Origin of the sequence: Caulobacter segnis (assembly GCF_003243465.1) — a bacterium.
In the GTDB taxonomy this organism is placed as follows: Bacteria; Pseudomonadota; Alphaproteobacteria; order Caulobacterales; family Caulobacteraceae; genus Caulobacter; species Caulobacter segnis_A.
The window spans coordinates 12,331-36,148 of sequence record NZ_QFQZ01000003.1 but is presented as its reverse complement, the minus strand read 5'-3'; the positions used below and the strand labels follow the sequence as shown (position 1 = coordinate 36,148).

At 67.5% G+C, this 23,818-nt stretch carries 21 protein-coding genes; 15 read left to right on the top strand and 6 right to left on the bottom strand.

What is annotated here, in order from left to right; all coding sequences use genetic code 11:
* Window position 1: 1 nt before the first annotated feature.
* Together DI526_RS01795 and DI526_RS01790 are read right to left on the bottom strand one after the other, a co-directional pair.
* Window positions 2–739 (bottom strand): ABC transporter permease, encoded by a 738-nt coding sequence (locus DI526_RS01795; protein WP_304273585.1) that lies wholly within the window; start codon window positions 737–739, stop codon window positions 2–4.
* Window positions 740–749: 10 nt separating this feature from the next.
* The gene (locus DI526_RS01790) at window positions 750–1,679 is read right to left on the bottom strand and encodes an ABC transporter ATP-binding protein (protein ID WP_304273399.1); all 930 of its coding nucleotides are present in this window, start codon (window positions 1,677–1,679) and stop codon (window positions 750–752) included.
* 189 nt (window positions 1,680–1,868) lie between these two features.
* Here DI526_RS01790 and DI526_RS01785 point away from each other — a divergent pair, with 189 nt between their 5' ends.
* From DI526_RS01785 to DI526_RS01755, 7 genes are all read left to right on the top strand, one after another.
* A complete protein-coding gene (locus tag DI526_RS01785; protein WP_304273396.1) occupies window positions 1,869–2,816 on the top strand; it encodes a UDP-glucuronic acid decarboxylase family protein in 948 nt (315 codons plus the stop codon).
* Between the two features lie 46 nt (window positions 2,817–2,862).
* Complete coding sequence (locus DI526_RS01780; protein ID WP_304273393.1) at window positions 2,863–4,860, top strand: TonB-dependent receptor; 1,998 nt, start codon at window positions 2,863–2,865, stop codon at window positions 4,858–4,860.
* A gap of 86 nt (window positions 4,861–4,946) precedes the next feature.
* Window positions 4,947–7,370, top strand: a complete 2,424-nt coding sequence (locus DI526_RS01775; RefSeq protein ID WP_304273584.1) for a M1 family metallopeptidase — start codon at window positions 4,947–4,949, stop codon at window positions 7,368–7,370.
* Window positions 7,370–7,891 (top strand): DUF6702 family protein, encoded by a 522-nt coding sequence (locus tag DI526_RS01770; protein ID WP_304273391.1) that lies wholly within the window; start codon window positions 7,370–7,372, stop codon window positions 7,889–7,891. The genes DI526_RS01775 and DI526_RS01770 overlap by 1 nt, the downstream gene beginning before the upstream one ends.
* Window positions 7,892–7,987: 96 nt before the next feature.
* A complete protein-coding gene (locus tag DI526_RS01765; RefSeq protein ID WP_304273388.1) occupies window positions 7,988–10,213 on the top strand; it encodes a TonB-dependent receptor domain-containing protein in 2,226 nt (741 codons plus the stop codon).
* Window positions 10,214–10,294: 81 nt separating this feature from the next.
* The gene (locus DI526_RS01760) at window positions 10,295–10,810 is read left to right on the top strand and encodes a helix-turn-helix domain-containing protein (RefSeq protein ID WP_304273384.1); all 516 of its coding nucleotides are present in this window, start codon (window positions 10,295–10,297) and stop codon (window positions 10,808–10,810) included.
* A gap of 93 nt (window positions 10,811–10,903) precedes the next feature.
* A complete protein-coding gene (locus DI526_RS01755; protein ID WP_304273382.1) occupies window positions 10,904–11,563 on the top strand; it encodes a hemerythrin domain-containing protein in 660 nt (219 codons plus the stop codon).
* A 57-nt stretch (window positions 11,564–11,620) separates the two neighbouring features.
* Here DI526_RS01755 and DI526_RS01750 read toward each other — a convergent pair whose 3' ends face one another.
* The 3 genes from DI526_RS01750 to DI526_RS01740 form a co-directional block, all read right to left on the bottom strand.
* The gene (locus tag DI526_RS01750; RefSeq protein ID WP_304273379.1) at window positions 11,621–12,445 is read right to left on the bottom strand and encodes an SDR family oxidoreductase; all 825 of its coding nucleotides are present in this window, start codon (window positions 12,443–12,445) and stop codon (window positions 11,621–11,623) included.
* 116 nt (window positions 12,446–12,561) lie between these two features.
* Window positions 12,562–13,410 (bottom strand): SDR family NAD(P)-dependent oxidoreductase, encoded by an 849-nt coding sequence (locus DI526_RS01745; RefSeq protein ID WP_304273376.1) that lies wholly within the window; start codon window positions 13,408–13,410, stop codon window positions 12,562–12,564.
* Window positions 13,398–13,718, bottom strand: a complete 321-nt coding sequence (locus tag DI526_RS01740; protein ID WP_304273373.1) for a hypothetical protein — start codon at window positions 13,716–13,718, stop codon at window positions 13,398–13,400. The genes DI526_RS01745 and DI526_RS01740 overlap by 13 nt, the downstream gene beginning before the upstream one ends.
* 266 nt (window positions 13,719–13,984) lie before the next feature.
* Here DI526_RS01740 and DI526_RS01735 point away from each other — a divergent pair, with 266 nt between their 5' ends.
* Genes DI526_RS01735 through DI526_RS01715 form a run of 5 tightly spaced genes read left to right on the top strand, consistent with a single transcriptional unit; the run spans window position 13,985 to window position 18,799 of the window.
* Window positions 13,985–14,803 carry a CoA ester lyase gene (locus tag DI526_RS01735; RefSeq protein ID WP_304273370.1) on the top strand — a complete coding sequence of 273 codons (819 nt, stop codon included), beginning with the start codon at window positions 13,985–13,987 and terminating at the stop codon, window positions 14,801–14,803.
* A gap of 11 nt (window positions 14,804–14,814) precedes the next feature.
* The gene (locus DI526_RS01730; protein ID WP_304273368.1) at window positions 14,815–15,336 is read left to right on the top strand and encodes a MaoC family dehydratase; all 522 of its coding nucleotides are present in this window, start codon (window positions 14,815–14,817) and stop codon (window positions 15,334–15,336) included.
* An 18-nt stretch (window positions 15,337–15,354) separates the two neighbouring features.
* A complete protein-coding gene (locus DI526_RS01725) occupies window positions 15,355–16,551 on the top strand; it encodes an acyl-CoA dehydrogenase family protein (RefSeq protein WP_304273366.1) in 1,197 nt (398 codons plus the stop codon).
* Window positions 16,551–17,699, top strand: a complete 1,149-nt coding sequence (locus DI526_RS01720; protein WP_304273364.1) for a CaiB/BaiF CoA-transferase family protein — start codon at window positions 16,551–16,553, stop codon at window positions 17,697–17,699. Before DI526_RS01725 ends, DI526_RS01720 begins: the two co-directional genes overlap by 1 nt.
* The gene (locus DI526_RS01715; protein WP_304273363.1) at window positions 17,696–18,799 is read left to right on the top strand and encodes a CaiB/BaiF CoA-transferase family protein; all 1,104 of its coding nucleotides are present in this window, start codon (window positions 17,696–17,698) and stop codon (window positions 18,797–18,799) included. The genes DI526_RS01720 and DI526_RS01715 overlap by 4 nt, the downstream gene beginning before the upstream one ends.
* On the opposite strand, the gene DI526_RS01710 is transcribed toward DI526_RS01715, so the two are convergent.
* Window positions 18,800–19,525 carry a GntR family transcriptional regulator gene (locus DI526_RS01710; RefSeq protein ID WP_304273362.1) on the bottom strand — a complete coding sequence of 242 codons (726 nt, stop codon included), beginning with the start codon at window positions 19,523–19,525 and terminating at the stop codon, window positions 18,800–18,802. It lies immediately after the preceding gene.
* Between the two features lie 172 nt (window positions 19,526–19,697).
* Here DI526_RS01710 and DI526_RS01705 point away from each other — a divergent pair, with 172 nt between their 5' ends.
* The 3 genes from DI526_RS01705 to DI526_RS01695 are packed head-to-tail and all read left to right on the top strand — an operon-like array spanning window position 19,698 to window position 23,788.
* Window positions 19,698–21,041 (top strand): MmgE/PrpD family protein, encoded by a 1,344-nt coding sequence (locus tag DI526_RS01705; protein ID WP_304273360.1) that lies wholly within the window; start codon window positions 19,698–19,700, stop codon window positions 21,039–21,041.
* Window positions 21,042–21,050: 9 nt separating this feature from the next.
* Window positions 21,051–22,454, top strand: coding sequence for a phenylacetate--CoA ligase family protein (locus DI526_RS01700; RefSeq protein WP_304273358.1), 1,404 nt, complete (start codon window positions 21,051–21,053; stop codon window positions 22,452–22,454).
* The gene (locus DI526_RS01695) at window positions 22,451–23,788 is read left to right on the top strand and encodes an amidase (protein WP_304273356.1); all 1,338 of its coding nucleotides are present in this window, start codon (window positions 22,451–22,453) and stop codon (window positions 23,786–23,788) included. The genes DI526_RS01700 and DI526_RS01695 overlap by 4 nt, the downstream gene beginning before the upstream one ends.
* The last annotated feature ends 30 nt before the right edge of the window (window positions 23,789–23,818 follow it).

Sequence of the window (23,818 nt, the reverse complement as noted above, 5' to 3'; positions counted from 1 at the left end):
GTCAAGCCGCCTGACGACGCCAGGCCGCCCAAGCCCCGAACACCGCGGCCAGGGTCACGGCGACCAGGAAGGAAACGTGCTGCTCGACTTGGGCCACCGGCTGCGTCCCCGACAGCATCTGGGACAGTTGGCCAAGGTGATACGAGGGCATGGCCTTGGCGATGTCGCCGAACCAGCTGGGCATGGCGCTGAGCGGGATCCAGAGACCGCCGAACAGCGACAGCGCGAGGAACACGAGGTTGGCCAGCGCCGTCGCGCCCTGGGAGCCCATCCGCAACCCGATGTTCAGGCCGATCATGGCGAAGGGTATGGTCGAGACCAATCCCAGCCCCAGGGTCGCCGCCCAGCGCCAGGCGTCCATCCGCACGCCGCCAAACCAGGCCAGACCGCCCAGCAGGGCGACCGAGGCGGCGATCAAGGTCAGCGCCGCGGCGAGACGCGCAGCCAGATATCCTCCGGCGGGCAGAGGCGCGATCTGCTTCAGCTCGATCAACTTGGCTTCGCGTTCGGCCGCGACCCCGGCGCCGAAGCCGAACATGGCCGGCGCGATGGCGGCGAAGATCACATAGTTGGCCAGCATGAAGTGCGCGACGTCCTCGCGCCCCTTGCTGAGCCCCAAGCCCATGACGCCATAGAAAAGCATCGGCAGGACAACGCTGGGCACGACGAATTGGGGTGTCCGCACCGTCGAAACGATCTGGGCGCGGGCTTCACGGCCATAGACGGCCAGGGTGTGCAGGGCGGACATCTCAGGCGACCTCGGTTTGACGTTGCGCCGGCGAACCGGCTTGGACGAGACGGGTGACGGCGTCTTCCAGCGAAGCGCCGGCGACGGCCAGGTCATCGATGGTTTCGTCGCGAGCCAGGAGCTCGCGCAGGGTGGCGGGGGCGGAGGTGGTCAGCAGGGTGACCCGCCCGCCGTCGCGGCTGACGCTGGTCACGCGGGCGAGACTGGCGAGCTCCGCATCGGTCAGGCGCGTGCGGCAGCGGATCGCCACCGCCGACACCTGGCTCTTGATCGCCTCGGGCGTGCCGTCGGCGATGACGCGGCCATGGTCGATGACGACGATCCGGTCGGCCAAGGCCTCGGCCTCGTCCAGGTGATGGGTCGTCAGCAGCACCGAGGCGCCGCGGGCGATCTCGGCGCGAACTGCCGACCACAGGGCCCGGCGGGCGTCGATGTCCATGCCGGTCGTCGGCTCGTCCAGCACCAGAAAGTCCGGACGCCCGGCGATGGCGATGGCGAACTGGACCCGACGCTGCTGACCGCCCGAGAGCGCTCCGCACCGGCGGTTCTCAAGCCCTTCGAGGCCCGCCAGTCGCAGGGCCTCTTCCAGCGGCCGAGGCTGGCGGTAATAGCCACGGAACAGGTCCACCTGCTCGCGCACGGTCAGGGTCGCGGGCAGGCCGGTCTCCTGAAGCATGACGCCCATGCGACCGCGGGTGGCGAGGTCCCTGGGATCGCCCCCGAACAGCCGAACCTGGCCGGTGTCGGGTCGCAGACGACCGGTCAGCAGAGCGACGCTGGTGCTCTTGCCCGCGCCGTTGGGGCCCAGTAGGGCCACGCACTGACCCGGACGGATGATCAGGTCCAGGCCATCCAGGGCCCGGGCCGCGCCGCGTTGCTTGGTGACCTGGCTCAGCAGGCCCACGGGCGTTTCGGATAGGTTTGCTGACATGGTTGGCTCCCCTCGATGTCGAAGCCAACATGCTCCCGCCCGCCCTGGCGCATCAGTGCCGCCCGTCACCGGAGCGACATGACAAACGTCACCTTGTCGCAGCCTCACGCGAAACCCGACCTTGGAGACGCGACTGGCGACGCGTTACAACCGGAGTCGAGGTTGAGTCCCGGGGAGCCAGATCGCGCGATGCATACGCAGAGAATTCTCGTGACGGGCGGCGCGGGCTTCGTGGGATCGCATCTTTGCGACCGGCTGCTCGAAAGCGGCGCCGAGGTGCTCTGCGTCGACAACTACTACACCGGCTCGCGCCTGAACGTGGCGCAGAACCTGTCCAATCCGCGCTTCGAGCTGCTGCGACACGATGTGACCATGCCGCTCTATGTCGAGGTCGACCAGATCTATAATCTGGCCTGTCCGGCCAGCCCGGTGCACTACCAGTTCGACCCCGTGCAGACGACCAAGACCAGCGTCCACGGGGCCATCAACATGCTGGGCCTGGCCAAGCGGGTGAAGGCCAAGATCCTGCAGGCCTCGACCTCGGAAGTTTACGGCGACCCGAGCATCCACCCCCAGGTCGAGAGCTACTGGGGCAACGTCAATCCGATCGGCATCCGCTCCTGCTACGACGAAGGCAAGCGCTGCGCCGAGACCTTGTTCTTCGACTACTGGCGCCAGCACAAGCTGCGCATCAAGGTGGCGCGGATCTTCAACACCTATGGCCCGCGCATGCACCCCAATGACGGCCGCGTGGTGTCGAACTTCATCGTCCAGGCGCTGAAGGGCGAGGACATCACCCTCTATGGCGACGGAACCCAGACGCGCTCGTTCTGCTATGTCGACGATTTGGTCGACGGCCTGATCCGGCTGATGAACACCGGCGACGACGTGACCGGCCCGATCAACCTGGGCAATCCGGTCGAGTTCACGATGAAGCAGCTGGCTGAGCTGGTGCTGGAACTGACGGGCAGCGCTTCCCAGATCGTGCACCGCCCCCTGCCCTCTGACGACCCACGCCAGCGTCAGCCTGACATCACGCTCGCCAAGCAGCATCTCGACTGGACACCGACCGCGCCGCTGAAGGTCGGGCTGATGAAGACCATCGAGTATTTCGACGGCCTGCTGAAGGCGGCGTGACAAGGCCGGCCTTGCTCCAGCCGGCGCCCGCCGCTAACAGCCGGCCATGGCGCGTTCAGTTTCCCTCCCGGCCCTGTTGCTGGCCACCGCTCTTCCAGCGATCGTTCAGGCCCAGGAGGTCGAGGCGATCTCGGTGTGGGGACGCCGCGCCAACGATCTTGGCCGCGCGACCTCGGCCAGCGAGGGCCGCGTTTCCTACGCCGATTTCGCCGTCCGACCGCTATTGCGCCCAGGCGAGTTGATCGAGGCCGTTCCCGGCCTGGCGGCGACCCAGCACTCGGGCGCGGGCAAGGCCAACCAGTATTTCCTGCGCGGCTTCAACCTCGATCACGGCACGGACCTGGCCGCCTCTCTGGACGGCGTGCCGCTGAACCTGCCCTCGCACGGTCATGGCCAGGGCTATCTGGACCTGAACCTGCTAACGCCGGAGTTCGTCCACGACATCGGCTTCAAGAAGGGCCCCTACTCGGCCGAGAACGGCGACTTCGCCACGGCCGGCGCGGTCGCCTTCGAGACCGCCGACCACCTGCACGGCGACGGCCTGCAGGCTTGGGCGGGGCGGAACGACTATTATCGCGCGGTCGGCTCCAAGGCGCTGACCGACAATGTGCTGATCGCCGCCGACCTCTCCAGCGCGCGCGGCGCGTGGACGAATCCGGAGGACCTGCGGAAGATCAACCTGCTGGGCCGCGCGCTCGCCGGCGGTTGGTCGATCACCGCCCTCGCCTATGACGCCAAGTGGAACGCGACCGACCAGATCCCCCGCCGCGTGGTCGAGGCTGGCCTGCTGGATCGCCTGGACGCCGTCGATACGACCGACGGCGGGAACACCTCGCGCTACATGCTGTCCGCCCGCCGCCGCGACCTGCTGCGCGGCCTGGACGCCGTGGTCTATGTCCAGCGTTACACGCTCGATCTCTATTCCAACTTCACCTACTTCCTCGATGATCCGGTCAATGGCGACCAGTTCGAGCAGGTCGACCGCCGCTGGGTCTATGGCGGCGCGCTGACCAAACGCTGGAGCCTGGGCGAGGGCTGGAGCGCCCGCACGGGCGTCTCGGCCCGCGTGGACGACATCGGCAAGGTCGGCCTCTACCGCACCACCGCCCGCCTCCGGCGCGCGACCGTCCGGCACGACGCGCTGACGGAATGGTCGACGGCGGTGTGGGGCGAGGCCTCTCGACGCTTTGGCAAACTGGACGCCACGGTCGGCCTGCGCGCCGACGCCATGGGCGCCGACGTCGACGCCGGCGATCCGCGCAACGCCGGAACCGTCAGCGACCTGCAGGTCAGCCCGAAGCTGGCCCTGGCCTGGCGGCTCTCCAAGACCTTCGAGCTCTATGCGGACGCCGGCCGCGGCTTCCACTCCAACGACGCGCGTGGGGCGGTGATCAAGGTCGATCCGGTGACCGGCGACGCCGCCGAGCGCGCGCCGCTGCTGTCGCCGACCGACGGCGCGGAAGTCGGCATGCGCTGGAAGCACGGCGACCTGACCCTGACGGCGGCCGCCTGGGCGCTACGAGTGGCGTCGGAGCTCGTCTATGTCGGCGACGCTGGCTTCACCGAGGCCAGCGGCGCGACCCGGCGCCGAGGCCTGGAGCTGCTGGCCGATTGGCGGCCGACCTCGCGACTCAGCCTGACGGGGTCCTTCGCCGCCACGCACGCCCGCTTCGCGAACGATCCGCCGGAGGGCGACCGGATCCCGAACGCCGTCAGTTCGGTCGTCAGCGCCGGCGCCAACTGGACGCCGGTCAAGGGCTCGACCGTGTCGCTCACCTATCGCCGCCTGGGCGGCGCGCCGCTGATCGAGGACAACTCGGTACGATCGCGCCCGACCAGCCTGGTCAACGCCCTGTTCGTCCAGGATTTTGGCCGCGCCAGCCTGATGGTCGAGGTGCTGAACCTGGCCGACAGCAAGCGCGACGACATCGCCTACGTCTACGCCTCGAGACTGCCGGGCGAGCCGGCGACGGGGATCGAGGACGTTCACTTCCACCCCGTCGAGCCAAGGACTGTCCGCGCGGGGATCAAGATTAATTTCTAACGCCGCCGGACTGAAAAAAGGGATGATTTCTCCTGGCGTCATGGCCAAGGTGTCGCCGGGGTTCATCAGGGTTCTGAATTGAGGGGCTGAATTTGTCCAAGCGTTCCATTCGCTACGCCGTGGCCGGCGTCATCGCCGCCGCGCTCTCCGCTTCTGTCGCTCACGCCGACGCCATCAAGCAGACCAAGGCGCCGATCGAGGACAAGTTCCGTCAGCTGGAAGGCGAAGACTGGCCGACTCCGACCGACTATCGCAACGCCTCGGGCGCGCCGGGCTATCGCTACTGGCAGCAGAAGGTCGACTACGACGTCGCCGTGCGCCTGAACGAAGACACCAAGACGCTGACCGGCCGGGAGACGATCACCTACAAGAACAACTCGCCGGACAACCTGCCCTATCTGTGGCTGCTGCTGGACCAGGACTACAAGCGCGACTCGATCAGCCGGATGACCGAAACGGTCTCGGGTGACGCGATGAGCCTGGGCCAGGTGCGTCGCATCCAGCGCCTCAAGGAGTGGGAAGGCGGCTTCACGATCACCTCGGTGAAGGACGCCTCCGGCCGCCCGCTGAAGTTCACCGTCGTCGACACCCTGCTGCGCGTCGACCTGCCGGCGGCCGTGCGCGGCAATGGCGGCGAGACCAAGTTCACGATCGAATGGTCTCTGCCCATGGTCGAGAACAAGGTCGTCGGGGGCCGCAGCGGCTATGAGTGCTTCACCGGCAAGGGCGAGGACGGCAACTGCATCTACGAGGGCGCCCAGTGGTTCCCGCGCCTGGCCGTCTATTCCGACTACGAGGGCTGGCACAACAAGGCCTTCCTCGGCTCGGGCGAATTCACGCTGGAGTTCGGCGACTATCGCGTCGCCCTGACGGTGCCTTCGGACCACGTGGTGTCCGCGACCGGCGTGCTGCAGAACCCAGCCGCCGTGCTCTCGCAGGCCCAGCGCGACCGCCTGGCCAAGGCCCGCACCGCCAGCGAACCGGTCTATGTCGTGACGCCCGAGGAGGCGCTGGCCGCCGAAAAGGGCAAGGCCAAGACCGAGAAGACCTGGATCTTCCAGGCCAGCAACGTCCGCGACTTCGGCTGGGCCAGCTCGCGCAAGTTCGTCTGGGACGCCCTGGGCGTGAAGCAGGAGGACGCCAAGGCCGAGCACCCGGTCGTGATGGCCATGTCCTTCTTCCCCAAGGAAGCCCGCCCGCTGTGGGACGCCTATTCGACGAAGTCGATCGCCCACACGCTGAAGGTCTATTCGGACTTCACCTTCGCCTACCCGTATCCGGTGGCGCAGTCGGTCAACGGCCCGGTCGGCGGCATGGAATATCCGATGATCTCCTTCAACGGCCCGCGGCCGGTGAAGGACAAGAAGACCGGCGCCCTCACCTATACCGAGCGCGCCAAGTACGGCTTGATCGGCGTCGTGATCCACGAGGTGGGCCACAACTACTTCCCGATGATCGTCAATTCCGACGAGCGTCAGTGGACCTGGATGGACGAAGGCCTGAACAGCTTCCTCGAGTTCCAGGCCGAGGTGCAGTGGGACAAGAAGTTCCCGGCGCGTCGCGGCGAGCCCAAGGACATCGTCGAGTACATGGTCAGCCAGGACCAGGTGCCGCTGATGACCCAGTCCGACTCGGTGATCCAGTTTGGTCCGAACGGCTACTCCAAGCCCGCGACGGCGCTGGTCATCCTGCGTGAGACGGTGATGGGCCGCGAACTCTTCGATCGCGCCTTCAAGGAGTACGCGAACCGTTGGCGGTTCAAGCACCCCACCCCGTATGACTTCTTCCGCACGATGGAAGAGTCGTCGGGCGTCGACCTCGACTGGTTCTGGCGCGGCTGGTTCTACTCGACCGACCACGTCGACATCGCGCTGGACAAGATTGTTCAGGGTCGCATCGACAGCGGCGATCCCGACGTCGAGGCCGCGAACCGCAAGGCTCAGAACGAGAAAGAGCCGGAGTCGCGCACTGCGGCCAACAACAAGGCGCAAACCGTCGTCGAGCGTGATCCCAAGACGCGTGACTTCTACAACGCCAACGACGAGTTCACGGTGTTCGACAGCGCGCGCAAGAAGGCCAAGTCGGCGCGCGAGGACCTGACGCCGGAAGACCTGGCGGCCCAGGACTTCAAGGACAACATCTATCGCTTCACCTTCCGCAACATCGGCGGCCTGGTGATGCCGGTGATCCTGAAGATGGACTTCGCCGACGGCTCGTCCGAGACCGTCCGCATTCCCGCGGAAATCTGGCGCAAGAACTCCAAGCAGGTCACCTGGCAGTACGTGTCGACCAAGCAGCTGAAAGGCGCCCAGCTCGACCCGCTTTGGGAAACGGCGGACGCCGATCGCGGCAACAACGTCTATGAAGGCGCGATCGTCCCGACCACGTTCAAGATCGTCAAGCCGCCGGAAGGCTCCAACCGGATGAAGGACGCCAACCTGAAGGTCGGGCCCGACAGCCTGGCCACGCTGCCCAACGCGGACAGCAAGAAGGACGACAGCTCCAAGTGATGCGGCGCGCGGTCGTACTGATGGCGGCGGCGGGGCTCGCCCTCGCCCCGCTTCCGGCGGCCGCGCATCGCGGCCACGGCGCTCTCAGCGTCGTGGAGCTCGACGCCAAGACCGGGGCGGTGAGCGTCAGTCACCGCATTCCGGCGCATGACGCCGAGCCGGCCTTGGCGATGATCGCGCCTGGCGCCCAGGCCAGTTTCGACGATCCAGAAGCGGTCGACGCGCTGAAGGGCTACATGGCCGATCGCTTCAGCGTCTCGGTCGCCGGCCAACGCGTCGCGCTCACGCTGAAGGACATGACCTTGGGCGCGGACGAGATCCGGCTCGAATATGTCGGTCAGGCTTCGCCGGCCGACGTCCCAGCCGCGATCACCGTGCGCGCGCCGCTGTTCGCGGACATCTATGGCGACCAGGTCAACCAGGTGAATGTTCGCCGGTTGGGCGTCACCCGCACCTTGGTGTTCAGCGCGGCTGACTCAGCCGATCCGCAGACGGTGGACGCGCTCGCGCCGTCGCGCTGAGCGGGACATGACAAACGTCACCCCGACGGCGTGACCCCAGACACTGCAACGCTTTGAGTCGTCCTGGCAGGTTCCTCGCAACAGAGGAGACCTCCCATGACCTTTACGACCCGCCGCGCCGCCCTGATGGCCGCCACGGGCCTGGTCGCGTTCAGCGCCAACGCCTACGCCCAGACGACGACCGCCTCCCCGCCGCCGGCGAAGAAGGAGCCGTCGAACCAGGTGCAGGGCGTGACGATCACCGCCCCGTCCAGCCAGGACATCAAGACCTCGATCGATCGCCGCAGCTACAGCCTGGGCAAGGACATACAGGCCACGACCGGATCGGTCGCCGACGTGCTACGCAACGTGCCGTCGGTCCAGGTCGACGTGCAGGGCAATGTCAGCCTTCGTGGCGACGCCAACGTCACCATCATGATCGACGGCAAGCCGTCGGGCATGTTCAAGGGCGAGAACCGCGGTCAGGTCCTGCAGCAGATCCCCGCCAGCCAGTTCGAGCGCGTCGAGGTGATGACCAATCCGTCGGCCGCCTTCAGCCCCGAAGGCTCGGCCGGCATCATCAACCTGATCACCAAGCAGCAGCGCGGGGTGGGAACGACCGGCTCGGTGCGCGCCAATGTCGGCACCGAAGGCCGCAAGAACGCCAGCATCAGCCTGGCCCGCAACACCAAGGCCCTGACGCTGTCGGCCGACGGCGGCTGGCGGCGCGACAAGGCCAAGGGGCAGATCGTGGACGATCGCGAGCGCCTGGACGCCGCGACCGGCAAATACTCGCCCAGCCACCAGAAGGTCGGCTTCATCAGCCGCGGGCAGTCGCACAACGCCCGCGCCGGCGTCGACTACGACCTCGACAAGAAGACGCGCCTCAGCGCCGAGGCCCGCTACAACGACATGAGCTACAAGTCGAAGTCCGGCTCGGACTATGACGGCCGCACGCCGAGTGGCGCGCCCAGCGTCCGCTATCAGCGGCGCGGCGACGGCGAGATGAAGCGCTCGGTGGCCGCCCTCTCGGGCGACCTGCGCCGCAAGCTGTCCGGCGACGATCACGAACTCACCGTCCACGCCAGCCTGGAGCGCACCCGCGACCGCCAGACCAGCGTGTCGGACGGTTTCAACCAACTGCCGGTCGTCTCGAACTACGCCGAGCGCGTCCGCATCGGCGACGAGTTGGTCCAGACGCGCCTGAAGGCGGAGTACAAGCGCCCCCTGCCCGACGGCGCCAAGCTGGTCGCCGGCTACGAGCTGCAGGTCGACGACAACGACTACGACAACTTCGGGGCTCGGGGGCCACTGGGCGGATCCCTGACCACCGATCCGTCGCTGACCAATCAGTTCAAGTACAAGCAGGCGGTCAACGCGCTCTACGCTACCTACAGTCGTTCTATGGGCGACTGGACCGTGATGCCGGGCCTGCGCCTGGAAGAGGTCCAGATCGACACCAACCAGGTCACCTCAAGCCTGAAAGACTCCTACGACTATCTGCGCGCCTATCCGTCGCTGCACGTGCAGTACAAGGTCGATGACACGCGCCAGGTCAACGCCAGCTACAGCCGCCGCATCCAACGCCCGACGGCGCAGGACCTGAACCCGTACCGGATCTATCAGGACCCCTATAACTACCGCCAGGGCGACCCGCGCCTGAAGCCGCAGGTGACGGACTCCTTCGAGGTCGCCTACCAGCTGCGCAAGGGCTACAACTACTATCTGGGCACGCTCTATTGGCGCGAGGCCCGGGACGGGGTCACGGATGTGGTGCGCGAGCTGCCCGGCGGCGCCCTGCTGACCACCAAGGCCAACCTCGCCAAGAGCCGCAGCGGCGGCCTGGAACTGGTCGCCAACGCCCGCCTGACGCCCAAGATCTCGTACACGATCAGCGGCAATGCGGCCTGGAACGAGATCGGCGCCACCGACCTCGGCTTCCCCGACAGCCGCTCGACCTGGACCGTCTCCGGCTACGCCGCCCTCAACGTCCAGGCCACGCCCAAGGACTTCCTGCAGATCAGCGGCTTCGCCATCGGCAAGCGCCTGACGCCGCAGGGCTATCGCGAGCCGACCGGCATGCTGAACCTGGGCTACCGCCACAAGTTCAACGACCGCCTGTCGGGGGTGATCACCGTGCAGGACTCGCTGAAGACCTTCGGCGACAAGCTGGTCATCCAGACGGCCGCCCTGAAGGAGCGCCGGGCGATGGACCTGGACCTCCGCGCCGTATTTATCGGCATAACCTATGGCTTCGGTGGTCAGGGCCCCGCCAACCCGCGCCGTGCGCGCGAACCGGCCTTCGACTTCCAGACCAGCCCTGGCGGCGTGTCTCCCATGTAGCCCGTTGAAGGCGGCCCGCTGCGCGGGTCGCCTTCAATGCCAGGTTGCGGATCGCCGCGGCGCACTGCGACATCCTGCCATATGGTCATTGTCGCGCCGACGGCTTTCAGCAAGGACATGACAAGCTTTGCCTTAGACAGCGCTCTATCGTCTTCGTCGACAACGGCCGACCTTCAGCCGCACGCGGGAATCGCCACCCGCGCGGGTGCTGATTTTCTGCTCGACCAGCTTGTCGAGGGGGCTGCGTCGCACGACGGCGACCTGCTGGCGGCCTTGGTGCTGGCGGCCCTGAGCTCGGGAAACTGCGCACATTTGCCGGCCGACCGGTTCGCGACCCTGGACAACCCGCCGCCGGACCGCGATCGCCGCCCGGTCTCGGTCAGGCAGATCGCCCAATCGCTTGGACAGCCCTATGAAACCGTAAGGCGGCGGTTCGTAGCGCTCGAAGCGGCCGGGCTGGTTGTGCGACGCGGGCGGGGCGGCTTCATCGTCCCGGAAGCGGCGGACCGCTCCAAGGAGCGTCTGGACGCGGCGCGGCGGACCCACGGCAAGATCCAGCGCCTGCTGAAAACTCTGCAGGCGCTGGAGCGCCGCTAGACCCCGATGCGAGCGACACGCATCTAGCCTGGCCCTAGGAACCGCCGCGCCGCCCGCCGCTTCTCCTTGCACCGCCGTTTGCAGGAGCGAGACATGTCCATCGTCGACAAGGTTCTGGGGGCGATCACACCGCCCGAGACAGAAGAAGATCGCGCCGAAGCCACGGCCAAGGCCCGAGCGGCCGCTGCCCAAGGGGACTGGCTGTCCATGGCGCTGGATCATCACGACCAGATCCGCGCCGCCTTCGCGACCGCCCGTACGGCGACAGATTCGGCCGATCGCCTGGCCGCGTTCAAGACGCTGGCGACCGTGCTAAACGGCCATTCCCTGGCCGAGGAGGTGGTCCTCTACCCCGCCCTCGCCAAGAGTGGCGAGAAGGGTCACGCCGGAATGGCTTATACCGAGCAGACCACCGCCAAGATGCAGATGGCCGAGCTGGAACGCATCGCCCCGGAAGATCAGGCCTGGTTCGACAAGCTGGAGCACATCCGCGGCGCGGTGCTGCATCACATCTATGAGGAAGAAGGGACCTGGTTCCTGGAACTGAAGGAAAAGGCGCCGGACCAGGCGTTCCTGACGCTCCGCTTCGCCGAGGAATACGAGCGCTACTCGAGAGGCGCGGCCACCCTGTCGCCGGAGCCCCGCTCGTTCGTGGCGGCGGACGAGGCTGACCTGGAGGAGATCGGCCGCAACGACGCGGGTCCGCTGCAGATGGGCGATGACACCCAGGACGAGGCGGACCGCCGCTTCTAAGGGTTTGGCCAGGAAAGACGCGGTGCGGCGAACCACCGCCCACCGCGGCCCACCACCTTAGCCCAGCGGCTTCTGATAGGTCTGCGTGTCCGTCTTGGCCGTGCCGGGCTCGGCCATCTTGCGATGCTGTTCGGCCAGAACGCTCTCCGGCGTCACGGCGGCCATGGCGGCCTGGAGCTTGTTCTTGAAGCCGGCGACGACGTCGCCCTCGCCCTTCTGCATCGCGTGGTAGCCGGTCTTGGCCACGTCGGCCGGGTCGGCCTTCTTCGGATCGGTCCCGACCTTTGTGTCCATCATGTCGGCGCGCTCGAAGAATTCGGTGTCGGTCGGTCCGGGCATCAGGCAGCTTACGGTGACGCCGGTGTCCTTGAGCTCGTTTCGCAAGGCCCAGGCGAAGCTGTCCAGGAAGGCCTTGGTGCCATTGTAGACCGCCTGGAAGGAGCCCGGCATCAGGCCGGCGATCGAACCGGTGATCAGCACCCGCCCGCGGTCCTGCTCGCGCATTTCCCGCACGACCTGCTGGATCAGGTATACCGTTCCGGTGACGTTCGTATCGATCACGAACCGCACGTCAGCCCAATCCTGATCAAGGAAGCCGCGCCCAAGACCCCGGCCCGCGTTGGCCATCAGTGCGTCCACCGGTCGCCCGCCGATCACGCCGACCAGGCGGTCGACGCCCTCGGTGGTCGACAGGTCGACCTCCAGCGCCTCGACCATGACGCCGTGCTGCTCCAGCGCCGCCTTGGCCTCGAAGATCGCGCGCTCGTCGGCGGCGATGATCAGGTCATAGCCGTCTTCCGCGGCCAGCCGCGCCAGTTCGTAGCCGATCCCCGACGAAGCCCCGGTGACGACGGCCAAGGGGCGAATGTCTTCGATCATCATCGACTTCCTTCTCATGCGGACAAGGGCGCGCATGAGACGCGCCGGGTGAGCAACCGCCCGGCGTTGTCGTTGTTCCGAAGGGCGCCAAAAGCAGGCGTCGCCTCGCCGAACCCGGCCTAGTGCGGCTCCTCGCCCCCCGACACATTCAGGCTTTCGGCCGTGATGTAGGCGGCCTCGTCCGAGCAGAGGAACGCCACCGCGTTGGCGGTGTCCTCCGGAAGCCCCGGCCGGCCCATTGGAATGCGGGCCGCCATCTGGGCGAGATACTGCTCCAGCGACAGACCCAGCACTTTCGAGAAGTACTCGTTCTGCCAGGCGCCCAGGCCGGTCGTCACGTGATTGGGGCAGACATTGTTGACGGTGATCCCCTGGGACCCCAGCTCGATCGCCGCGGAGCGGGCCAAGCCGACCAGGCCGTGCTTGGACGAGGTATAGGCCTGGGCGTGCGGGAAGCCCGACTTCGCCGCCTGGCTGGCGATATTGATGATCCGGCCGCCGCGTCCCTGGGCGACCATAGTCTCGGCCGCCGCCTTCAGGCCGAAGAAAGCGCCGGTGAGGTTGACCCCGATCACCGCTTCCCAGTCGTCGGGCGAGACCTCCAGCAGCGGCTTCATGATGTAGCCGATGCCGGCGTTGTTGATCCAGATGTCCAGAGAGCCGTGCTCGGCGACCGCATGGTCGGCCAGCGCCTTGACCTCGTCCCATCTCCGAACGTCGCAGGCCTTGGTGCTGACCTTCACGCCCAGGGCCCGCAGGTCCTGTGCGATCGCCTCCATCTCGTCGGTCGCGCCGATCATCGCGCCCGGCGTGGCCCGGTCGGTCGAGCGGCCGATGTCGGAGATGACGATCGACGCGCCCTCCTCGGCCAGGCGTCGCGCGATCGCTTCGCCGAGGCCCTTGCGGCGGCCTGAGCCGGTGATGACGGCGGTCTTGCCCGTGAAGCGCCCCATGGTCAGGCCGTCCAATCCAGCTTTTCGGTCATGATGAAGACCGCGTCGGCGAAGGCGCCGAACTCGGCGGCGATCGCCTGCATGCCCGGCGTCGAGACATCGGCGCCGAACTTGTCCATGTCGGCGACGTCGATGATCTCGACATACTCATAGGGCGGCTTGCCCTCGCCCATCAGCAGGCCGGCGCTGCGGAAGACCTCGAAGTTCGCGACGGAGCCCAGTCCGTTGACCGTCGGCAGGTCCTTGGCCTTGGCCCAGGCCTCGTAGTCGGCGACGGAGACTCCGGGCTTGAGGTTGAAAAGGGCGATGATCCGGGCCGCCATGATCTTCTCCTAGCAAGGCTAAATGTACGGACATTTAGAGCGTCTCACGTCGCCTTCGTCGAGAGGCTTTACGGCGGCGCGCTCCAACGGGTTCGAGACTGATCGTTCCGGAGGCGTCGCGCCCCGGGCGTTTCACCGCCGCCCGCCCTGCGAACGAAGCGAAACATTTCGCGATCGCGGAAGCGGTCGCCGCACCTCAATCGCGCTCGGCCGTTGACAGCGCGACTAACGCCTCGCCATAAATGTCCGGACATTTGAGAGGCGTCATGTCCATCCGTTCACTCCTGTTCGTCCCCGGCGCGCGCCCCGAGCGCTTCGACAAGGCGATGGCCGCCGGCGCGGACAGGGTCTGCATCGATCTGGAAGACGCGGTTCCACCGGACCAGAAAGCCGCCGCCCGCGCCGCGACGCTGGACTGGCTGGCGGCGCAACCGCCCAGCGCCGCCGTGGGCGTGCGCATCAATGGCCTGGGGACCGTCGAGGGCTTGCGCGACCTCGTGGCCCTGGCCGAAAGCGAGGCTCGCCCCGCCCTGCTGATGCTGCCTAAGACCGGGCACGCCGAAGAGATCCGAATCGTGCGGTCCGTGCTCGGCGACGCGGCGCCGCCGCTGTGGCCCATCGTCGAGAGCGCCGGCGCGCTCAGGGCCGCCTGGGACATCGCCGCCGCGCCGGGCGTCCAGGGGGTGCTGTTCGGCGGCGCTGACTACTCCGCCGACCTCGGCGTGACGCTGGATTGGGAACCGCTGTTCCTGGCGCGCTCGACGCTGGCGGCGGCCTGCGCCAACGCCGGGATCGAGTTGCTCGAGGTGCCCCACATCGACGTGAAGGACGAGGCCGGGCTGGACGCTGGCACGCGCCGGGTCAAGGCGCTGGGCTTCAGCGGACGCGCCTGCATCCACCCCTCGCAGGTCGCGACGGTCAATCAGGTCTTCTCGCCCACCGAGGCCGAGATCGCCCAGGCCCGGCGCGTGCTGGAGGCCTTCGACGCCGCCGGCGGCGCGGCCGCCCTGCTTGATGGAAAACTGATCGAGGCCCCGGTGATCCGGTCGGCCCAACGCGTGCTCGCGCGCGCCCCACTCGCCTGAGGAACAAGACCTTGGTTCAGAACTGGAAAGAAGTCGGCCCCAATCGCTATCGCGAGACCTTCGGCCGCTACTATGAGGACTTCCACGTCGGCGACGTCTACGAGCACCGTCCCGGCAAGACAGTCACCGAGTATGACAATCACCTGTTCACGCTGCTGACGCTGAACACCCATCCGATGCACTTCGACGCCGAGTTCGCCAAGGCCTCGGAGTTCAAGCAGAATCTGGTCGTCAGCCCCTACACCCTGGCCCTGCTGATCGGCATGAGCGTGACGGACGTCTCGCAGAAGGCCATCGCGAACCTGGGCATGGACGAGGTGAAGTTCACCGCTCCGGTGTTCCACGGCGACACGCTCTATGGCGAAAGCGAAGTGCTGGCAAAGCGCGAGAGCGCCTCGCGGCCTGGCCAAGGCATCGTGACGATCCGCACGATCGGCAAGAACCAGCGCGGCGAAGTCGTCTGCACCTTCAAGCGCAACATGCTGATCCCGGCGCGCGGCAACGCGGTCGAGGATCGCGTCGAAACCTACTGATCGGCTGAGGACATCGCCATGAACGCTCAAGTCGCTTCCGCCGAGGCCGAAGCTGAGGAACGCGCGATCCTCGACGCGATCGAGAAGTGGATCGAGAAGAAGGTCGCGCCCGTCGCGATGAAGCTCGAGCACGACGACATCTACCCTACCGAGCTGGTCGAGGACATGAAGGAGCTGGGCCTGTTCGGGGCCCTGATCGATCCGGAATACGGCGGTCTGGGCCTATCGGCGACCACCTATTCCAAGATCGTCACCCGGATCTCCGAAGAGTGGATGAGCCTGACGGGCATCTTCAACTCTCACCTGATGATGGCGCTGGTGGTGCAGAAGTTCGGCACCCAGGCGCAGAAGGAATTCTGGCTTCCCCGCTTTGCTTCCGGCGAGCTGCGCGGCTGCCTGGGCCTGACCGAGCCCGACGCGGGCACCGATCTCCAGGCCATCCGTTCGGTCGCCCGCCGCGAAGGCGACAACTACATCGTCAACGGCGCCAAGACCTGGATCTCGAACGCCATCGAGGGTCACGTCGTGGCCCTCCTGGTCAAGACCGATCCCGACGCCAAGCCCCGCTACAAGGGCATGAGCATGCTGATCACGCCCAAGGCCCACCCCGAGACCGGCGAACCGATCCCGGGCGTCAGGAACGGCCGCAAGCTTGAGAAGCTGGGTTACAAGGGCATCGATTCCGGCGAGCTGATCTACGAGGACTACGCCATCTCCGCCGAGCTCGGCCTGGTGGGCGGCGAAGAGGGCAAGGGCTTCCTGATGGCGACCGGCGGCCTGGAGATTGGCCGCATCAACGTGGCTGCCCGCGCGGTCGGCATCGCCAAACGCGCCCTCAGCGAAAGCGTCCGCTACGCCCAGGTCCGCAAGACCATGGGCAAGCCGATCGCCGAACACCAGGCGATCCAGCTTAAACTTGGCGAAATGGCCTCCAAGACCCGCGCGGCCGAGCTGCTCGTCCAGGACGCCGCGGCGGCCTACGACAAGGGCCAGCGGGTCGACATGGAAGCCGGCATGGCCAAGTACTTCGCCTCGGAGACGGCGGTGTACTGCGCCACCGAGGCCATGCGGATCCACGGCGGCTACGGCTATTCCAAGGAATATCCGATCGAGCGCCTGTATCGCGACGCCCCGCTGATGTGCATCGGCGAAGGCACCAACGAGATGCAACGCATCATCATCGCCAAGCAACTGGTCGCGAGGAACCCCGCCTGATGCGTCCCCTGGAAGGACTCCGCATTCTCGCCATCGAGCAGTACGGCGCCGGTCCCTACGGCACGCAACTGCTCGCCGAACTGGGCGCCGAGGTCATCAAGATCGAGGCGCGGTCGATGGGCGGCGACGTCAGCCGCGCCACCGGCCCCTTCTTCCTGGGCGATCGGGACAGCGAGTTCTTCCAGACTTTCTCGCGCTCGAAGAAGTCGCTTGCCCTGGAGATCAAGACTCCCGAAGGCCGCGCCGACTTCGAAGCCCTGGTCGCCACCGCCGACGCCGTGGTCAACAACCTGCGCGGCGACCAGCCGGCCAAGATGAAGGTGACCTACGCCGACCTCGCGGCGATCAAGCCGTCGATCGTCTGCGCGCACCTGTCGGCCTATGGCCGCGACAACAGCCGGGAAAGCTGGCCCGGCTACGACTACCTGATGCAGGCCGAATGCGGCTTCATGGGCATGAGCGGCGAGCCCGACGGTCCGCCGACGCGCCTGGGCGTGTCGATGGTCGACTTCATGACCGGCTCGACCTTCGCCATGGGCATCCTGGCCGCGATCCTGAAGGCCCGCGCCAGCGGCGAAGGTTGCGACGTCGACGTCTCGCTGTTCGACGTGGCCCTCCACCAGCTGAGCTATCCAGCGGTCTGGCGCCTGAACGAGGGCCACGAGGTCGGTCGGCTGCCGCGCGGCGCCCACCCCTCGATCGCGCCCTCACAGGCGGTCCGCACCGCCGACGGCTGGGGCATGCTGATGTGCCAGACGCCGAAGTTCTGGGAGAGCTTCTGTGACCTGACCGGCCATCCGGAGCTGAAGAGCGATCCGCGCTTCATAGATATCCCCAGCCGTCGCAAGCACCTGGCCGAGCTGACCGAGGCGGTCGATGCGGTGCTCTCGACCCGCACCACCGCCGAGTGGTCCACGATCCTGGGGGGGCACGTACCGTTCGCCCCCGTCACATCGCTGGGCGAAGCGCTGGACAACGCCTTCGTCCACGAGATCGGGATGCGGGACGTCGTCGCGCATCCTAACAAGCCCGACGGCCTGCGGATGCTGGCCTGCCCCGTCAAGATCAACGGCGAGCGCATGCCCGGCGCCCGCGCGCCCAAGCTCGGTGAGCACACCGACGACCTGCTGAACGAGATCCGCCGATGAAGCTGGAAGGCGTCAAGGTCCTGGACCTTTCCCTGTTCCTGCCCGGACCGATGCTGACTCTGATGATGGCCGACCACGGCGCTGACGTGATCAAGGTCGAGCCGTGGGAGGAAGGCGATCCGGCGCGCCACATAGGCTACCGCAAGAACGGCCACACCGTCTGGTTCCGCAACGCCAATCGCGGAAAGCGCTCGCTGCGCCTGAACCTGAAGGCCGAGGCGGACAAGGCTCGCTTCATGACGCTCGCCGCCGAAGCGGACGTGGTGGTCGAGGCGTTCCGCCCCGGCGTCGCCGACCGGCTGGGCGTCGGCTATGACGCGATCGCCGCGATCAATCCTGGCGTCGTCTACGTCTCGATTTCGGCGTTCGGCCAGACCGGTCCGAACCGCGACCGCCCCGCCCACGACCTCGCGGTCGAGGCGCTCGCCGGCGTCGTCGCTCTCAATGAGGGCCAGGACGGCAAGCCGGCCATGCCGCACATGCCCGTGGCCGACGCCCTGGCCTCGCTGACCGCCCTGTCGGGCGTGCTGATGGCCCTGCTGCGCCGACGGGACACCGGCAAGGGCGACTTCCTGGATGTCGCCATGTTCGACAGCCTGATCGCCTGGACGCCCAACGTCACGGGCCGGATCTTCGCCACGGGCGAGCCGCACGTCGTCAAGGACGAGCGCTCGTTCGGCGGCAACGCCATGTACAACCTCTATGAGACCGCCGACGACCAGTGGGTCAGCCTGGGCGGCGCCGAGCCGAAGTTCGCCAGGGCGTTGCTGTCGGGCCTGGGCCGCGAGGATCTGGTGATCTATGCGACCTACCCGCCTGGTCCCCAGCAGGAGCCCCTGCGGGCTTTCCTGCGCGAGGCGTTCAAGCAGAAGACGCGCGCCGAGTGGGAAATCTGGTTCGAGGGTCGCGACGTCTGCTTCGCGCCTGTCAAAAATCTCAAGGAAGCCTTCGAGGACCCGCACCTCGTCGCGCGCGGCATGCTGGCCCACGACGCCGAAGGCTCCGAGATCGTCGGCACGCCGCTGCTTTTCCGCGACGAACCTGGCCGTCCCGACCCCACCGTGCCGCCGGTGAACGACGACACCATCGGCTGGCGCTGATCAGCTGTCGCGGTGATAGGTCATCGCGTAGACGAAGCGCCCGGCCGGATGCAGGCTGTCGGAGGCCAGGACGAGCTCGCCCGCCGCATCGAAATAGCGTCGCAAGGTGCGCAGCGCGGCCTCTCCCCGCCGGGCGCGCAACAGGCGCGCGCCTTCCGGGTCCAGCAGCTCGGCGCTGATCTCCTGTTCTATGCGATCGACGGCGACACCCGTGCGCTCGGCGATCAGCTCCTGAAACGCGCCGTCCCAGGTTCGCGCCTCGGCTTCCAGATCCGCGAAGCGCGGCGGGACAAGCACACGGGTCAGGGACAACGGCTTGTCGCCTCGGTCGCGCACGCCGCTCAGCAACAGCCAGGCGCCGCCCCCCTCCTCGCCGGCAAGCTTGTAGGCCTGTCGCTCCTCGGGGGAGAGACCGCGCCGTTCGACCGCGTTCAGCTCAAGCCGCGCGTCGCGGGCGTACTGCAACAGGGCCGAGACACTGCCGAGGGGCTGCACGAAGGACACGGGCGGTGAGGCGGCCAGGACAGTGGTTCCTAGGCCGCGGCGGCGCTCGACCATGCCGGCTTCCTGCAGCAGCCTGATCGCGTCGCGAATGGTGTGCCGAGACACCCCATAGGTCTCGCAAAGCTCCACCTCGGGCGGCAGCAGCGATCCGATCGGATAGCGGCCCGACTCGATGTCCTTGCGCAGGATGTCGGTCAGCTGGCGATAGCGCGGGGTAGGCATCGAGCGCGAGTTTCCTTGGCGGCGGAGGCATCAAAACCTCGCTCTACGATAAGGCAAGTTCCGTCGCTTGACCCTACGTCGATAGCGGGCGACAGATATATGTCCGGACATTTGCGGAGCATCAAGCGGTATGGCTGAGATCCCCCGATCTCGAATGACGTCGGAGCAGCTCGTGGATCACGCGCTGTCGGTGGAATGGGGCGCCTTGCCGGGCTCCGTCCGCGCCGACGCGCTGCGCCTGCTTTATGACGCCGTGGTGGTCGGAGTCGGCGGCGCGCGCGCCACCCACGGCGACCAACTCCTGCAGGTCGTCCAGGGCTGGGGCGCCGCCGCCGATCATGCTTGCGGCGTGCTGGGACGGCCTGGCGTGCGCTTGCCCGCGCCATCGGCCGCCTTCATCAACGCCTTCCAGACACACGGCCAGGAGTTCGACTCGGTCCACGAAGGCGCGGTATTGCACCCGCTGCCGACCATCGTGCCGGTGCTGATGGCGGAGGCCGAGCGTTCGGGTCCCTATCCCGGCTCGGAAATCCTGGCCACCATGGTCGCCGGCACGGACGTCTCGGTGACGCTGGGCGTCGCGGCGACAAGTCCCATCCAGTTCTTCCGTCCCGCGACGGCGGGCATTTTCGGCTGTGTCGCCGCGCTGTGTCGCCTTCGGAGACTAGACCGCGAAACGACCCTGAACGCCCTGGGCTACGCCTTGGCCTTTTCGTCCGGCACCATGCAGGCCCATACGGAAGGCAAGCCGGCCCTGCCCGTCCAGGTCGCCAACGCGGCCCGGAACGCCATCCAGGCGGTGGACATCGCCGTCGCCGGCCTGCCCGGCCCGATCGACTCGATCACCGGACCATTCGGCTACCTGACGCTGTTCGAGAAGAGCTACGAGCTCACCGACGCCCTCGACAGGCTGGGCCGCGACTACCGGATCAGCGAAGTCTGCGTGAAGCCCTATCCCAGCGGCCGCGCCACCCACGGCGGCGTCGTCGCCGCCCTGAACCTTAGGCAAGCGCACGGCCTCAGCCCGGACCAGGTCGGCTCCGGAACCTATCGGGCGCCGCCCCTGATCCGGCATCTGGTCGGCCGCGCCAGCCAGCCCGGCATGGCCGTTTCGCACGCGCGCCTCTGCCTGCCCTACCTGATCGCCGTGGCCCTGGCCCGAGGGGCGGTCGGCCTTTCCGACTTCACGCCGGAGGCCCTGTCTGAGGCCGCTGTCCTGGACCTGGCCTCGCGCATCGTCGTCACGGTCGACGACAACCCAGACCCGGCGGCCTTCATCCCCGCCGAGCTGACCCTGACCCTCAAGGATGGCCGCGAGGTCCGCGAGCCGGTGACGGCGCAGCTGGGCTCACCGGCCTTCCCGCTGACCCGCGAGCAGCAACTGGCCAAGGGCCACGCCTGCCTCGACTTCGTCGGGCTCGCGGCCCTTCACGAACCCTTGGCGGCCCTGATGGACCGCTTCGACACCCTTGCCGACGGCGCGGAGGCGTTCCGCCTCGCCCAAGGCGCGATCTGACGGAAGACGATGAAAGACATCCATCAGTCCTATTGGCGCTCGATCGACTTCGACCAGATGCTGGCCGAGCATCCGATCGGCGATGACTTCGTCGCCTTCGCCACCTCCGTCAGCCGTGACGCCCTGCGCGCGCACCAGAACAAGCTGTTCCTGCGCTGCGTCGCCCGCGCCTGGCAGATCCCGTTCTATCAGCGCCTGTGGGGCGCGGCCGGCATCGAGCCGGGCGACATCCGCTCGATCGACGACCTGCCGCGTCTGCCGATGTTCAGCAAGTCGGACATCATGGAGTCGCTGAAGCTGGCCCCGCCGTTCGGCGACTTCGCCGGCTTCGAGAGCTATCCGGCCGACCAGAAGCCGCCGGCGATCATGCACACCACCTCGGGCACCACGGGCGACCCGCAGGTGCTGCTGTTCGGCCCCAAGAGCCGCGAGGTGCAGAACCTGCTGCTGGCGCGTAGCTTCCGCTTCCAGGGCCTGCGCCCGGACGACGTGATCCACTCGGTCTACGGCCACGGCATGATCAACGGCGGCCACTATGTCCGCGAAGCACTGACCCACTGGACCAGCGCCACCTTCATGTCGGCCGGTACGGGCGTCGAGACGCGCTCGCTGCAGCAGGTCGAGCTGATGAAGCGCTTCAAGGCCACGGTGATCGCCGGCTTCGCCGACTACGTGAAGAAGCTCGCCGACGTCGCACGCGATAACGGCATCGAGCCGGGTCGCGACATCCCGCTTCGCATGATCTCTGGCCAGCTCGGCCGCGAGGACAAGGCGGTGATGAAGGAAGTCTGGGGCGTCGATCAGTGCTTCGACTGGTACGGCGTCGGCGACACCGGCCTGATCGCCGGCGAAGGCCCGGACCAAGACGGCCTATACGTCCATGAAGACGCCCACTACGTCGAGCTCTGCGACATCGATACCGGCGCGCCGGTGGCCGACGGCGAACTGGGCGACATGGTCGTCACCTGCCTGTTCAAGGACGATCTCTATCCGATCATCCGCTTCAACACCCACGACGTCTCACGCCGCCTGACGGGCAAGTCGTCGATCGGCATCCAGTACGACCGTATCGCCGGCTTCCTTGGCCGCTCGGACAACATGGTCAAGATCCGCGGCATCAACATCTTCCCGCACGGCGTGGGCGCCATGCTGGAGGAGTTTGACGCCTTCGCCGGCGAGTTCATCTGCCTGGCGCGCCGCGACCAGACGGGCCGCGACAGCTTCGTCGTGGTCGCCGAAACCACCGCGCCGGAGGCCGCCTATGCGGACGTCGCCCGCGCGTTCGGCGAGGCCCTGAAGCGCAAGATCGGCATCGAGGTCGAGGTGGAGTTGACCTGCAAGGGCGCCACGGCCGCCCGCACCCAGATCGATGTCCGCCAGAAGCCCATCCGCCTGATCGACGAACGCAAATGAGCTTCCACAATCCCATCGTCGAAGCCGGCGTCGCGGGGCTGACCGCCCTCTTCCGCGACCGCGCCGTCACGCCGTCCGAGGCGACGGAAACCTATCTGGCGCGCATCGAGCGACTGAACCCGATGCTTGGGGCCGTGACGGCGACCGACGCCGAAGGCGCTCGCGCCGCCGCCGAGGCCAGCGGCGGCCGCTGGCGGAACGGCGAGCCGCTCTCGAACATCGACGGCGTGCCGATCGCGGTGAAGGCCAATATCGCCATCGCCGGCCTGCCCTGGACCTCGGGCGTCGGCGCCTATCGCGGCCGCATTCCCGCGCGGGACGCCGAGACGGTCGAGCGCCTGCGCGCGGCCGGCGCGGTGATCCTAGGCGCGCTGAACATGCACGAAGGCGCCCTGGGCGCGACGACCGACAATCTGGCTTATGGCCGTTGCTACAACCCCTATCGCCATGGCTGGACGCCGGGCGGTTCGTCGGGCGGGTCGGGCGCCGCCACCGCCGCCGGCCTCTGCGCCGCCGCTTTGGGCACCGACACGATGGGCAGCGTCCGCATCCCTTCAGCCTATTGCGGCGTGTTCGGCTTCAAGCCCGCGAAGGGATTCATCTCGACCGCTGGGGTCGAGCCCCTTTCCTGGACCTACGACCACGTCGGCGTCCATGCGCGCTCCGCCGAGGATGCGCGCCTCCTGGCCGTGGCGGCCAGCGGCCAAGAGATCGGCAGCCAAGCAGTGCAAGGTCCGATCGCGGTGCTCGACTTCGAAGGTCAGGTTGAGGTCGACGCCGCCGTGGCCGACGCTTTCGCCGCCGCCATCGAGGCCGCGCGAAAGGCGGGCCTGCAGACGACGTCGTTGCGCCTCTCCGACTACGACTTTAGCCGCCTGCGTCGGGCGGGCCTGCTGGTCGGCGAGGCCGAAGGCGCTGTCGTCCACGCCGCGGCCTTGGCCGAAGACCCCGAAGGTTTCTCGCCGGAATTCCGTGCGCTTCTGGACTGGGGCGCCGGACAGCCGGCCATCAAGCTGGCGCGCGCCTATCGCGACCTTGCCAAGGCTGTCGCCGAGGTGGAGGCCCTGCTCGCGCCGTTCGCCGGCCTGCTGACGCCGACCGCCCCCCAAACGGCTTTCCCGTTCGAGCAAGGCGCGCCGGCCAACCAGGCCGACTTCACCGCCCTGGGGGCTTTCATGGGCGCCCCGGCCGTCGCCTTCCCCACGGGCCTGTCGCCGGATGGCCTGCCGCTGTCTGGACAGATCATCGCTCGCGACGCCGCGACGGCCTTGGCTTTGGCGGAAGCCCTCTCGTCTCCCTTCGCGCGGTCCACGCCGTCGGGGTTCAGCGCCTAAAGGCACGCCGGCGGTTCCCCGCCGGCGCCC